This is a genomic window from Stenotrophomonas sp. JAI102, assembly GCF_013409105.1.
In the GTDB taxonomy this organism is placed as follows: Bacteria; Pseudomonadota; Gammaproteobacteria; order Xanthomonadales; family Xanthomonadaceae; genus Stenotrophomonas; species Stenotrophomonas maltophilia_AA.
In genome coordinates, this window is the sequence record NZ_JACCCI010000002.1 from 907,473 (window position 1) to 918,802 (window position 11,330).

14 protein-coding genes and 1 tRNA gene are annotated in these 11,330 nt (G+C 66.9%); 4 read left to right on the forward strand and 11 right to left on the reverse strand.

What is annotated here, in order from left to right; translation table 11 throughout:
• Positions 1-25 precede the first annotated feature (25 nt).
• Positions 26-101 (forward strand) — tRNA-Lys (locus HDC96_RS12635).
• Between the two features lie 415 nt (positions 102-516).
• On the opposite strand, the gene HDC96_RS12640 is transcribed toward HDC96_RS12635, so the two are convergent.
• Together HDC96_RS12640 and HDC96_RS12645 are read right to left on the reverse strand one after the other, a co-directional pair.
• Positions 517-891: a DUF6713 family protein gene (locus HDC96_RS12640; RefSeq protein WP_179460269.1), complete on the reverse strand. Its 375-nt coding sequence runs from the start codon at positions 889-891 to the stop codon at positions 517-519.
• 91 nt (positions 892-982) lie between these two features.
• The gene (locus HDC96_RS12645; RefSeq protein WP_179460270.1) at positions 983-2,449 is read right to left on the reverse strand and encodes a S41 family peptidase; all 1,467 of its coding nucleotides are present in this window, start codon (positions 2,447-2,449) and stop codon (positions 983-985) included.
• 208 nt (positions 2,450-2,657) lie between these two features.
• Here HDC96_RS12645 and HDC96_RS12650 point away from each other — a divergent pair, with 208 nt between their 5' ends.
• Positions 2,658-3,128: a PA2169 family four-helix-bundle protein gene (locus tag HDC96_RS12650; protein WP_179460271.1), complete on the forward strand. Its 471-nt coding sequence runs from the start codon at positions 2,658-2,660 to the stop codon at positions 3,126-3,128.
• A 209-nt stretch (positions 3,129-3,337) separates the two neighbouring features.
• On the opposite strand, the gene HDC96_RS12655 is transcribed toward HDC96_RS12650, so the two are convergent.
• The 3 genes from HDC96_RS12655 to HDC96_RS12665 all read right to left on the reverse strand — a co-directional run bounded on the left by HDC96_RS12655 (position 3,338) and on the right by HDC96_RS12665 (position 4,459).
• A complete protein-coding gene (locus HDC96_RS12655; RefSeq protein WP_179460272.1) occupies positions 3,338-3,502 on the reverse strand; it encodes a hypothetical protein in 165 nt (54 codons plus the stop codon).
• A 162-nt stretch (positions 3,503-3,664) separates the two neighbouring features.
• Positions 3,665-4,126 (reverse strand): hypothetical protein, encoded by a 462-nt coding sequence (locus HDC96_RS12660; protein ID WP_179460273.1) that lies wholly within the window; start codon positions 4,124-4,126, stop codon positions 3,665-3,667.
• Between the two features lie 69 nt (positions 4,127-4,195).
• Positions 4,196-4,459 (reverse strand): hypothetical protein, encoded by a 264-nt coding sequence (locus HDC96_RS12665; RefSeq protein WP_179460274.1) that lies wholly within the window; start codon positions 4,457-4,459, stop codon positions 4,196-4,198.
• 132 nt (positions 4,460-4,591) lie between these two features.
• On the opposite strand from HDC96_RS12665, the gene HDC96_RS12670 reads away from it, so the two are divergent.
• Positions 4,592-5,272: a lysozyme inhibitor LprI family protein gene (locus HDC96_RS12670; protein ID WP_179460275.1), complete on the forward strand. Its 681-nt coding sequence runs from the start codon at positions 4,592-4,594 to the stop codon at positions 5,270-5,272.
• A 21-nt stretch (positions 5,273-5,293) separates the two neighbouring features.
• Here HDC96_RS12670 and HDC96_RS12675 read toward each other — a convergent pair whose 3' ends face one another.
• The 3 genes from HDC96_RS12675 to HDC96_RS12685 all read right to left on the reverse strand — a co-directional run bounded on the left by HDC96_RS12675 (position 5,294) and on the right by HDC96_RS12685 (position 7,393).
• Complete coding sequence (locus HDC96_RS12675) at positions 5,294-5,959, reverse strand: DUF3011 domain-containing protein (RefSeq protein WP_179460276.1); 666 nt, start codon at positions 5,957-5,959, stop codon at positions 5,294-5,296.
• A 131-nt stretch (positions 5,960-6,090) separates the two neighbouring features.
• Positions 6,091-6,489, reverse strand: coding sequence for a response regulator (locus tag HDC96_RS12680; RefSeq protein ID WP_179460277.1), 399 nt, complete (start codon positions 6,487-6,489; stop codon positions 6,091-6,093).
• 139 nt (positions 6,490-6,628) lie between these two features.
• Positions 6,629-7,393, reverse strand: a complete 765-nt coding sequence (locus tag HDC96_RS12685) for a CPBP family intramembrane glutamic endopeptidase (RefSeq protein WP_179460278.1) — start codon at positions 7,391-7,393, stop codon at positions 6,629-6,631.
• Positions 7,394-7,546: 153 nt separating this feature from the next.
• On the opposite strand from HDC96_RS12685, the gene HDC96_RS12690 reads away from it, so the two are divergent.
• Positions 7,547-7,849, forward strand: a complete 303-nt coding sequence (locus tag HDC96_RS12690) for a zf-TFIIB domain-containing protein (protein WP_179460279.1) — start codon at positions 7,547-7,549, stop codon at positions 7,847-7,849.
• Between the two features lie 18 nt (positions 7,850-7,867).
• Here the strand turns inward: HDC96_RS12690 and HDC96_RS12695 are convergent, their stop codons facing one another.
• From HDC96_RS12695 to HDC96_RS12705, 3 genes are all read right to left on the reverse strand, one after another.
• Positions 7,868-8,380, reverse strand: a complete 513-nt coding sequence (locus HDC96_RS12695; RefSeq protein WP_179460280.1) for a GNAT family N-acetyltransferase — start codon at positions 8,378-8,380, stop codon at positions 7,868-7,870.
• 99 nt (positions 8,381-8,479) lie between these two features.
• Positions 8,480-9,472 (reverse strand): copper resistance protein B, encoded by a 993-nt coding sequence (locus HDC96_RS12700; RefSeq protein WP_179460281.1) that lies wholly within the window; start codon positions 9,470-9,472, stop codon positions 8,480-8,482.
• Positions 9,469-11,262, reverse strand: a complete 1,794-nt coding sequence (locus HDC96_RS12705) for a copper resistance system multicopper oxidase (protein WP_179460282.1) — start codon at positions 11,260-11,262, stop codon at positions 9,469-9,471. The genes HDC96_RS12700 and HDC96_RS12705 overlap by 4 nt, the downstream gene beginning before the upstream one ends.
• Between the last annotated feature and the right edge of the window lie 68 nt (positions 11,263-11,330).

Genomic DNA, 11,330 nt, shown 5'->3' on the forward strand with positions numbered 1-11,330 from the left:
CCCGGCGTCATGTCGGGGATGCAATGGGCCGTTAGCTCAGTTGGTAGAGCAGAAGACTTTTAATCTTTTGGTCGATGGTTCGAATCCATCACGGCCCACCACTGCATCATGATCGAGGCGACCGCGAGGTCGCCTTTTTCATGCCTCCAGCGGGGCGCACGCGCCATAGGATCTCCCGTCCGCGCTACGGAGCTGTATCACAGCGCGCTGCGCGTTTCACCGAGGCGCAGCAGGGCAATGACCGATGCCTGTCCATCGCCCGGACCTGCACGCTGTACCTCCCGACCGTGAGCACGACATGCCGCCTCCCGGAGAACGCGTGCATGCCGACGGTCGATCCGGAGCACTGGAATGGCACTGATGATCGATGTCCTGCAGACCGCCGCCGTCTTTGCGACGGTACTGTCCCTGTTTGGCGTGCTGCTGCGCGCTCGGCATTGGTACACCAGCAGGTCGGCTGGCCTGGCCGGCTCCACACCTGTGCCCGACACCGGCGCAGTGCCTGCCAAGCGTCGGTCAGGTGCGTGTGGGCATCCGCGCAACGGTGCGCAGCGAGCGCAACAGGCACACCGCCGAGACCAGGCAGGCCGCGATCACCGTCATCGACAACGGCAGGTGGAAGGCGCGGTGGCCGAATATGGCGAAGCCGAGGTGAATGACGAACGTCGCCATGCCCAGCGCCGCGCAGACCACCGCAAAGCCACGTGCCTTGCTCGTCCGCAGCAGCACGTGGCGGTAGCCGAGCAGCACCACGCCGACGGCCAGCAGGTTGAAGACCAGGAAGCCCTGCACGCCACCGGGCAGGAGGAACATCTCCCACTCACGCCAGAAGGCGGCGTCGATCTGATGAAGGATCAGGGCGAGCAGGGTGGCGAAGTAGCTTCTTTCCATGGGACAGACGATGCCGAAGGCTGCGGATCCTGCAGCGTGCACAGTGTAGCGGGGCCCATCGTTTCCCTGTCGGCTTCGGTGCGGTCCGCATTCAATGCAGCGCGATGTCGCCGATGAGCGTATCGACCAGGCGCTGCGCGCGGCCCCGCGCGCCTTCGCCATGACGCGGCTCGACCGGCAGGTCCGGGCGGATGCCGGCCACCTCGTCACTCCCATCGGCACGCAGGCGCACGCAGTTCGGAACGCGCAGGCGCAGATGCGAATGGGGCAGTTCAGGCATTGCCTGCGCACTCATGAAACCGCAGCCGTACCCTCCGCTGTGCGTCCCGATGATGCGGGCAATGTGGTTGTCCTGCATCCGCGCGGCGAACATCTCGGCCGAGGACGCCGTCTTTGCGTTGGTGAGGACATATACCGGGCCTTTCCAGGCGCCCCAGTGCTCGCGCACATCCTGTGACCAGTCCAGGCGGTGCGCGATGAGGAAATCATCGAGGGTGTCCACGGCAGGGCTCGGCAACGGGCCGCCGGAGGTACCTGCAGGCACCAGGCGCCGGCACGTGGGGCCGTTCCAGTCGTGCTGTACCTGCCAGGCCCAGGACAGATCGCAGGCCGGCAGTGCCGCGGCCTGCCGCGAGGCCTGGAACGCCCGCCGCTCTGTAGTGAGAAGCCTGCGCGCTGTGGCGTTGGGGCGGTGATTGCGCAGTGCGTCGTCGAGCCGCTCGAATTGTTCGTCCAGATAGGGCTTGCCGGCCGGGGACTGGCTGACCTGGAGCACGGCCGAGGCAACCGGCTGCGGGGTGAACAGCCGCGCCAGCGTATCGCCACTGTCGTCGCCCCCCGGGTTGTCGCCGACATCCACCAGCACGGCGTCCACCCCGTCCTGTTGGAAACGCCGCAGGCTGGCGGCGATCACCGCGACCCAGCCTTGGGCCAGGGTGCCGCGCATGTCGTCGGTGGAGTCCGCATGCCGCAGTTGCGGCCACAGTGCGTGGCAGAGACCCGGATAGCGCAGGGCGTCGAACTCATGCAGGCGCAGCAGCCCGATCGTGTGCCCATCCGGCAGCGCGAGAATGCCGGCGCGCAGCACAGGATCGGGGTCGTCGTTGAGTGGGTGGTAACCGGCCAGCGTTTCCAGCGGCAGGCTGAAGTCATGCCGGCCTTCATCGGCCACGCCGAGCGCGGCACACCCTGCGCTCGCGCCCAGCGTGCGCGGGTCGACGGCAGTGGGCGAGGCCGTGTCGGACGCCTGTTCAAGCGGGTCGAGCAGGCTGAGGTGACCATCCTGGAACCCGGCTAGGAAAGTGCGCAGGGCTTGGCGCGCCTGCGTATCCGTACGTGCTTCAGCCAGCGCACGCCGCGCCGCGGCATCCAGTGCGGGAAGGTCCACGCCGCTTTGTGGCGAGGCGACCCATGCCAGATGCGCGTAGTCCTGCTCCAAGGCGCGCTTGAGCGCCACGTGGTCGGCCTGCCAGGCACTGCGATCGAATGCCAGCGTGGCAACGGATGCCCCCGGCGCGGCGACGCCCAGCATCGCGAGCATGAATACAGTGCCACTCATCCCTGCCATACAGCCTCCTTGTGACCCGGCGCAGTGCCGCATGGGGCAAGGGTGACGGGATCGTGTGCGCGATCAACTCCGGTCGATCGTAGCCAATGCGCGTGTTCGCCGGAAGTCCCGGTGTCGCATCACGCCACCGTCCCCTCGACGCGCGCACGATCAGGCCATACCCGGCCACAGTGGGCCCACGATCCCACGGAGCGGTGTGATGAGTACCGTCCAATCCGGCCACGCGATACGCGAACTCAACCAGATCATCGGCATCGCGCGCGATGGCCACGACATCTACGCCAGAGCCGTCGCAGACGACGGGACGCAGGATCCGCAGTTGAACGCGCTGATGATGCGGATGGCCGCAGCGAAAATACAGGTCATCGATGCGATCACGCGACTGGTGCGCGACGCCGGTGGCCAGCCCGCACGCCACGGTACCCTGGCCGGCAGCCTCCGTGGCGGCTTCGGCAGGTTGGGTACCGTACTCGGGGATGCGGGCATCCAGTACGCCAGCGAGAGCCAGGCAGCCGAAGCGCGTCTGGTGAGGGCACTCGAAGTGGCCGCGCGCGATGGCGCACTGACGGCACATGCACGGCGAGCGCTCAACGGCATGCTGCTCGAGACGCGGCTTGGTTGGGACGACATGCGCCAGCAGCTGGATGACCTGCGGGACCGGGACGCGTAGTGACCCACACCGTTACCCACACCTTCAACGAAGCACGCGCATGCGCAGCGTCGCGAATCAACAGCGTCGCGAATGAGCTTCGTAGTGAAGGATGCAAGAGATTGAAGGACGCGAGAAGTTGAAGGGTGCGGGATGGCGCCGAGTGCGCGTGGGCGCCGTCTGCATGTGAGGGCTGCGCGGATGCGCAGCCCCACCATGCTGCAGAGCGATTACTTCTGCTGCGGCTTGTTGCCTGCGTCAGGGGCGTTCTTGGTGTCCTGTTCCTGCTTCTGTTGCTTGGCCTGCGCGTCCTTGCGATCCTGGTCGGACTGCGGGCCTTTCTGTGCAGCAGCGGCATTTTTGACGTTGTTTTCGTTGTTCTGCATGTTGGACATGATGTGACTCCAAGGCGACGTGATGTCGCAACCCCAGCGTGGACCTGCCGCTGTTACGCGGGGGTCGCACTGGGATGAGCATCGGGTCAGGGTCGTCTCATATCGAAATGGAACGCCAGACGGATGTGATCGCTGATGGCCTTCCGGGTATACGACTGGGCTTTACCTTGGACGCGTCTGGAAATGCTCTCCCTTCTTGTACTCATATCCCGTCAGGTTCCATCCGCCACCGTGACCCGTACGGGGCTGAACCCACCTGTAGGTCCAGGACTGGAACGTGCCATCGGGAAGTGTGTTCTCGACCTTGAACTCCTCTCCCGGGATGCCGCTCTCCGGGAGCCTGCCGGGCGGCTGGGGCGTGCTGGAGAGGGCGTTAGACAGCCCATCAGAGAACAATCGCATTCTCTCGGTAGTGACCGTTCCCCGCCCCACGGGAGCGTGGTCCGGAGAGACCGTCGCAATCCAGTCGAGTAGCTCCGCGGCGTGGGCGTCCTCACCGGCGTATGTCCGCGTCGAAACGACGACTGTGGACAGGTGGGGCGACGATCCGGCGGCCGACGCCGTCGATGATGTCCCTGTTGAAGACAGCAGGGCGATCAGTAAAGTGAAAAGTGCGGATTTCATGTGCGTTCCCGTTTTTTGATGTCCAAGGCTGGCGACTTGGATGATTCCGCAGAACATCGTCGATGTTCATCAGGGAACGCCGTCGTCTTCGGGTGTGAAATCCACATTTTCGTATACGACCACCCGGGCTGGATCCAGCGTGCGGAGATGACGCTGATCGACAGGCCGCTGAATCTTCCAGCGCCGCTTCAGCGTGCTGCCCGCCGGCTGGGCACGCATCACCTCCAGCATCTCCAGATACTGGCGTTGCGCATTGCGGCGAAGGGTATCGGTGCCGCCCGGTCCCACCCCGGCGAGCTCTGCGGGCGTTGCAACGGTCAGCCACGTATCCATCAGTGGCTGCATCCGTGCACCGCACTGCAGCAGGTACAGCAGCAGCCCCCTGAGCGGTCTGCCTGTGCACACCGCAGAACCGGTTATGGGGGCACAATAGCCAGTCATTCGTTGATCGTTGTTGGAGGTGCCATGAACCGTTTCGTCCTGCTGGGTGTGGGGGCGCTTGCGCTCGCGGCCTGTTCCAAGCCGGCGCCGTCCGATACCGCGACTCCGGCAGAACCGGCCGCGCCGGCCACGTCGGCCCCCGCGGCCAGCGCGCCCGCCACTCCGGCCAGCCCGACCCTGCAGCCGCCGTCGTTCGATTGTGCGAAGGCGCAGTCCGAGGCCGAGCAGCAGGTGTGTGGCGACGCCCGCCTGGCCGCGCTGGACCGCCAGTTGGCCGCGCTCTACAAGCGCGTGCAGACCAGCCCGGATGAGCTGGACATCGCGGCCGAGCAGCGTGGCTGGATCAAGGGGCGCGATGCCTGTTCACGTGCGGTGGATCCGCACCGTTGCCTGGTGGAGTCCTACCAGACGCGTCTGGTCGAGCTGACCATCAACGGCGGCGGTATCCAGGTTCCTGCAACGGTCGAGTACCGCTGCGATGACAACAGCAAGCCGGTGACCGCGGTGTTCTACAACGACATCGATCCCACTGCGGCCGTGATCAGCTGGGGCAACGACCAGGCCATCGTGTTCCCCATGCCGGTCACCCGCGAGGAAAACAACGGCGGTCGCTGGGGGCGCGAAGGGGTCGACCTGCGCACCCACAACGACCAGACCACGCTGGAGTTCTACGGCACCACCCTGCAGTGCCGGGTCGCCAGGTAAGGGCAGGCGCCGCCGCGTTGCTCAGCGCACGCGGCGGTAGCGCACCTCGTTCTGGCGGTCGCCCACTTCGGTGGTGACGAAGCCGTCGCGGCTCTGGCTGATGTCGAACACGCTGCTGCCGACATTGAGCTGTCCGCCGTTGACCCAGCCGTTCAGCGTCTGCCCGCGGGCCTGCGCGCTCATGCGGCCATCGCTGTCGATACGCATGCGGATATCGGCATTGAAGTTCGGGTTGTAACCCTCGAATTCGCCGATCATCCAGCCCGGCACATAGGAGGTGTGCCGGGCGCCCTGGTACTTGTCGTCGTCGTAGCGCGCGTCATCCTTGTTGGCGTTGTGGGCCAACGCGCCAAGGATCGCAGCGCCGATCAGTACCCCGGCGGCGACCTTGGCGTCGTGGTTGTCATCATGATGGCGGTCATCGCGATCGCTGCCGCCGTGCACCCGGAACGAGGCGCGGCAGCCATCGTCGACCCAGACTTCGCGGCGGTCGTAGTCCCAGCTGCGGCCTTGCCGGCAGTCCGCACCGGACAGCTTGCGGTCCAGGGTGACGTAGCCGGCGCGGGGCAGGGTGCAGGACTGATAGCGATTGTCGCGGCTCTCGCAGGTGACGAAGTCGTCCGCGCGCGCGTCGTCCAACGGCAGCATCAACAGCAGGGGCGTGGCCAGCAGCATACGGAAGAGCATGTCGTCGATTCCGGAAGGGAAAAGGAGCGCGTCGCATCGTATGGGAAAGCGGGAAATCCCGGTTCCCTGGCACCGACGATGGGCACGCGGACATGAAATCTGGATGAAGGTCGCTCCGCAGGTGGGTCGCCTCAGGCGCAGGCCGCCAGCGGCTGCTGGAAGCAGGCACGGATCGCGTCGAGCAGTTCGCTCATGGTGTAGGGCTTGGGCAGGAAGTGCATTCCCGGGCCGAGCTGCGGTACCACCACGGAGGGCTCCAGGCCCGAAGTGACCAGCACCGGCAGCCCGGGCTGTTCCTGCTTGACCCGATGCGCCGCCTCGATGCCGCTCACTTCGCCCAGGCAGACATCGGTGAACACCAGATCGAAGCGCTCGCCGGCCTGCAGCAGGCCGAGCGCGGCTTCGGCGGAGCTGACCGCAACGACCTCGCAGGCCTGGCTTTCCAGCGCCATGCGGCTCAGTTCGCGGGTGTCTTCGGTGTCTTCGATCAACAGCACGCGCGGTTCGGGATGGTGCTTGGACAACAACATGGAGCGTGGTTCCTGCTTACCCCCGGAGAGGGGCGCGCAAGTATCGCGGGCCGCCGGTGAGGAGACCGTCGACGGCGACCAAATGCCGGGTGAATCGAGGGCGATCGTACCGCCGCACCGCCCGTACTGCCCACGGCGCTCAGGCAGCGGCTGCCGGCCGCCGGCATCGACGGTGCCAGGCCCACACCAGCCCGACCGCCAACCCCGCCGCCGACAGGCGCAGCACCGTCGCCGGCCAGCCGACCGCGGTGGCCTCGCTGATCACGAATACGTTCCAGGCCAGGTTGAGCGAGACGTGCAGGGCCAGCCCGCTCCACAGGGTGTAGTCGTCCAGGGTGTTGAGCCAGGCGAATACCAGCCCGCCGATGCCGGTGATGGCGAACACCTGCAGCGCCATGCCCCCGCCGCCGCCGAACGACCACCAGTGGATCGCACCGAAGATCACCGCCTGTACCAGCGCGGCGGCCAGCCACGGCCAGCGCTGCTGGCGATGGGCGAAGATGAAGCCGAAGCCACGGAAGATGATTTCCTCGGCAAACGGGAACAGCACGCCGAGCATCAGCAGCGCGAGGACATCCTGGCTGGGATTCAGCCCGCCCAGCCACCACAGGCCGAGCCAGCAGGGCAGCGTGGCCAGCAGCGCCAGCCCCGGCCCCTGCCAGCCATTCCAGCCCAACCCGAGCAGTGCGTGCAGGCGTTGCCCGGGGCGCAGCAGCAGCGCAGTCACGGCCAGCACCAGCAGCACGCCCAGGCCGTTGTCGAGGATGGCGCCGCCATAGGGGATCGGCAGCGTCGGAATCGGCGTGCCCAGCCACGCGGCGAGGTCGCGCAGATTGATCGACACGGCCAGGGTCAGCACCACCACGCAGGCGGCCAGCCAAGTGGGCAGACGTAGGGTCGGCATGGGACGCTCCATATCCAGGGACTGCCTGCAGTGTTGGCGAGGCTCACGCCAGCAGCATGGGGCATAGGTCGGGGGGCCATCGGTCATGGCCGCGTTGCACCACGGTCAGGTGCGACCGGCTAGAGTGCGGCTTTGCCCCTTGGAAAACCGCCCATGCAATGCCCCGTATGCAAGACCCAAGCGCTGCAGATGTCCGAGCGCCAGGGCATTGAGATCGACTACTGCCCGCAGTGCCGTGGCGTGTGGCTGGACCGTGGCGAACTGGACAAGATCATCGAGCGCTCCGCCGGTGCCGCCGCGCCTGCATCCGCTCCGGTACGCGCTGCCGCACCGCCGCCACCGGCTGCCGTGCAGCACCGTGATACCCGCCATCTGGGCCAGCAGCCGTACGGCGATCAGCACGGCTACCGCAAGAAGAAGAAAGAGAGCTTCCTGTCGGACCTGTTCGACTTCTGATGCACGCCTGCGCGGCGCTCAGGCACGGCGCAGGATGAACTCCCGGTCGACGCTGTCGCCGACCGGGAAATCGTATTCGCCGACCTTGCTGCAGCCATAGCGCGCATAGAAGCGCTGCGCACCCAGGTTCTCGGACCACACGCCGACCCACAGCGTGCGCCGCCGTGGTTGATCGAGCCAGGCCAGGAATACGTCCATCAGACGCGCGCCGTGGCCGCCACTCTGGTGGCTGGCAAGCAGGTAGAGGCGCTTGAGCTCGATATCGCCCTCGCTGGCCTCGGCATGAGGCAGGCCGTTCGGCCCCGCCGCGAGATAGCCCACCGCGCGGCCGCCATCCTCCAGCAGCCATGCGGCGTTGCGCGGATCGGCCAGTTCGCGGCGTTGCGGTTCGACCGCGTAGTGACGGTCCAGGAACTCGCGCAGATCCTGCGGCGGGTAGGAATCGCCGAAGGTCTCGGTATAGGTGGCGACGGCGATCGCCGAGAGCGCGTCGGCATCGGCAAGGGTGGCGCGGCGGAGGGTCAACGTCATGGCGCAAGGCAGGCAGATCGGGCCGGCAGCTTACGCCATCGCTCCAACCGGCAGGGGGTCCGGGTACCCGCGGCACCCGGACCCTGTCACTTCGCTGGATCAGAACCAGACCCGCACGCCCGCCACCCAACGGGTATCGCGCGCGCGCTCGCCGGCCGCCTCGTGGTAATCAGCGGTATCGCCGAACATCCGCTCGTGGCTGATGCCGATGTAAGGCGCGAAGCGGCGGCTGAACTCGTAGCGCAGGCGCAGCCCGGCCTCGACCTTGTTCAGGCCCGAACCGTTGCCATGCTCGGGCTCGTCCTTGGCCGAGAAACTGGCTTCCACCAGCGGCTGCAGGATCAGGCGGTTGGTCAGCAGCAGCTCGTACTCCACTTCCACCGTGGCGGCGAACTGGCCGCCTTCGCCGACATAGGCCGTGGCCGAGGTCTCGAACTTGTACGGCGCCAACCCTTGGATGCCAAACGCCGCCCAGGTGCGCGAATCGGCCGGACGGAAATCCTGCTTCACGCCGACCAGCACGTCCCACCACGGCGACACGCTGCGGCCGTACATCACTTCCAGATCGGCCGATTCGGTGCGGCCGTCGCTGCGCTCGCCTTCGCTGCGCAGCCATAGCCTGTTGATGTTGCCGCCCACCCAGCCGCTGGCCTCCCAGGCCTGGCCGGTGCCGTGCTGACCGTCCCAGTGTTCGAGGCGGTTGACCAGCAGCATGCTGTGGACCTCCGGCGCATGCTCCATCGCGCCGTGGTTGATCGGCGGGAACGCGGCGAGGCGGTCGGCGGCCGTCACGGCCGGAATCGGCTCGAGCGGTTCGGTGGGCGCAGGCGCCTTCGGCACACCATGACCCATCGCGGCGTGGTCCATCGTCGAATGATCCATCTGGCTGTGATCGGTGCTGCCATGGCCCATCTTCGAATGGTCCATCTGGCTGTGATCGACGTTGCCGCCCTCTGCCGGTGGTGTGTCGGCCGTGGTTGTGGTCGGCGTCGTGGCATGGCCGGCATGCGACTGCGCCCAGGCCGGTGCCGACACAGCCAGCAGCAGGGCGGTGCTCAGGGCCGACGTCGCGGTGAAAGGAGAGCGGCTCATTCTTCGATCCTCACTTCGCGCATCATGCCCGCTTCCATGTGGTACAGCAGGTGGCAGTGGTAGGCCCAACGGCCGAGCGCGTCGGCACGCACGCGATAGGTGCGGCGGGTGCCCGGTGGCATGTCGATGGTGTGCTTGCGCAGGTGGAAGTCGCCGTCCGCATTTTCCAGATCGCTCCACACGCCGTGCAGATGGATCGGGTGCTGCATCATGGTGTCGTTGACCAGCACGATGCGCATGCGCTCACCGTAGTTCAGGCGCAGCGGTTCGGCGCTGGCAAAGGGAATGCCATCGAAGGACCAGCTGAATTTCTCCATGTGGCCGGTCAGGTGGAGCTCGACCTCGCGGCCGGGTTCGCGGCCATCGGGATCGTCGAACAGGCTGCGCATCGCGCCGTAGGTGAGCACGTCGCGGCCGTTGTCGCGCAGGCCGATGCCGGGATCATCCAGTTTCGGCTCGGTCGCCATGCTCTGCATGTCCACCAGCGGATTGCCCGTTTCGCTGGCCGGGTGACGCGGTGCCTTGGGATCGGCGCCGTGCGTGCCGTGGCCCATGCTGGCGCCGCAGCCGCCTTCCATGCCCTTCATGTCGTGGCCCGCCATCGCGTTCGAGGCATGTCCCATGTCGTGGCCCATGTCGCTCATGGTCAGCAGCGGGCGCGCATCGCGCTCGGGAATCGGCGCCTGCAGGCCGTGGCGGACCGCCAGCGTGCCGGCGGCGTAACCGGTGCGGCCCATGTCCTGGCAGAAAATCGTGTACGCATCCTGGCCGCTGGGTTCGACGATCACATCGAAGGTCTCGGCCGGGGCGATGCGGAATTCATCGATGCTGACCGGGTGGATGTACTGGCCATCGGCGGCGACCACGGTCATTTTCAGCCCGGGGATGCGCACGTCGAAGTAGGTCATCGAACCGCCGTTGATGAAGCGCAGCAGCACCTTCTCGCCACTGCGGAACAGCCCGGTCCAGTTGCCGGCCGGGGCGGTGCCGTTGAGCAGGTAGGTGTAGGTGTGGGCGTTGATGTCGGAGATGTCGGTCGGCGTCATCCGCATCCGGCCCCACATGCCGCGGTCGGCGGTGGCCGCGGCCCAGCCGTCCCTGCGCACATCGCGCAGGAAGTCGGGCAGGGTGCGCTTGTAGTAGTTGTCGTACTCGGCGAGTTTCTTCATGCGCCGGAACAGCGCACCGGGGTCCATGTCGGTCCAGTCCGAGAGCAGGATCACGTGCTCGCGGTCGAAGTGGTACGGCGCCGGCTCGAGCGGGTCGATGATCAGCGCGCCGTACAGGCCGGCCTGTTCCTGGAACATGGAATGGCTGTGGTACCAGTACGTACCCGACTGCTTGAGGGTGAAGCGGTACTGATAGGCCTCGCCGGGCGCGATGCCGTTGAAGCTCAGGCCGGGCACGCCATCCATGTTGGCCGGGAGCAGCAGGCCATGCCAGTGGATGGAGGTGGGATGGCCCTGCAGCGTATTGGCCACCCGGATGGTGACGGTCTGGCCCTCGCGCCAGCGCAGGATCGGCGCCGGCAGGCTGCCGTTGACGGTGATCGCCGGGCGGGTGCGGCCGGTGAAGTTGGCCAGCGATTCGCCGATGCTCAGCTGCACGTCCTGGCTGCTGAGCACCTGCGGGGCGCCGACCAGGCCGGGGCCGGCGGCGGCGAACGCCCGTGGGCTCAGACCGGCGGCGGCCAGGCCGGCGACCACGCCGCCGGCAGCCACGCCCTGCACGAACAGGCGACGTGACGGCATGGGCGGGGTGCCCGTGCCGGGTGTGTTGGGGAAAGACATTGCAACTCCGAATCCGGTTCGAATGGCACACGCGGTGCCGTCAACGCCCGCACACCGGGGGCGCGCGG

Bases quoted from the DNA above. Each gene is read 5' to 3' on its own strand.
- HDC96_RS12640 (WP_179460269.1), bottom strand. From the start codon at position 891: ATGGAAAGAAGCTACTTCGCCACCCTGCTCGCCCTGATCCTTCATCAG.
- HDC96_RS12645 (WP_179460270.1), bottom strand. From the start codon at position 2,449: ATGAGTGGCACTGTATTCATGCTCGCGATGCTGGGCGTCGCCGCGCCG.
- HDC96_RS12650 (WP_179460271.1), top strand. From the start codon at position 2,658: ATGAGTACCGTCCAATCCGGCCACGCGATACGCGAACTCAACCAGATC.
- HDC96_RS12655 (WP_179460272.1), bottom strand. From the start codon at position 3,502: ATGTCCAACATGCAGAACAACGAAAACAACGTCAAAAATGCCGCTGCT.
- HDC96_RS12660 (WP_179460273.1), bottom strand. From the start codon at position 4,126: ATGAAATCCGCACTTTTCACTTTACTGATCGCCCTGCTGTCTTCAACA.
- HDC96_RS12665 (WP_179460274.1), bottom strand. From the start codon at position 4,459: ATGGATACGTGGCTGACCGTTGCAACGCCCGCAGAGCTCGCCGGGGTG.
- HDC96_RS12670 (WP_179460275.1), top strand. From the start codon at position 4,592: ATGAACCGTTTCGTCCTGCTGGGTGTGGGGGCGCTTGCGCTCGCGGCC.
- HDC96_RS12675 (WP_179460276.1), bottom strand. From the start codon at position 5,959: ATGCTCTTCCGTATGCTGCTGGCCACGCCCCTGCTGTTGATGCTGCCG.
- HDC96_RS12680 (WP_179460277.1), bottom strand. From the start codon at position 6,489: ATGTTGTTGTCCAAGCACCATCCCGAACCGCGCGTGCTGTTGATCGAA.
- HDC96_RS12685 (WP_179460278.1), bottom strand. From the start codon at position 7,393: ATGCCGACCCTACGTCTGCCCACTTGGCTGGCCGCCTGCGTGGTGGTG.
- HDC96_RS12690 (WP_179460279.1), top strand. From the start codon at position 7,547: ATGCAATGCCCCGTATGCAAGACCCAAGCGCTGCAGATGTCCGAGCGC.
- HDC96_RS12695 (WP_179460280.1), bottom strand. From the start codon at position 8,380: ATGACGTTGACCCTCCGCCGCGCCACCCTTGCCGATGCCGACGCGCTC.
- HDC96_RS12700 (WP_179460281.1), bottom strand. From the start codon at position 9,472: ATGAGCCGCTCTCCTTTCACCGCGACGTCGGCCCTGAGCACCGCCCTG.
- HDC96_RS12705 (WP_179460282.1), bottom strand. From the start codon at position 11,262: ATGTCTTTCCCCAACACACCCGGCACGGGCACCCCGCCCATGCCGTCA.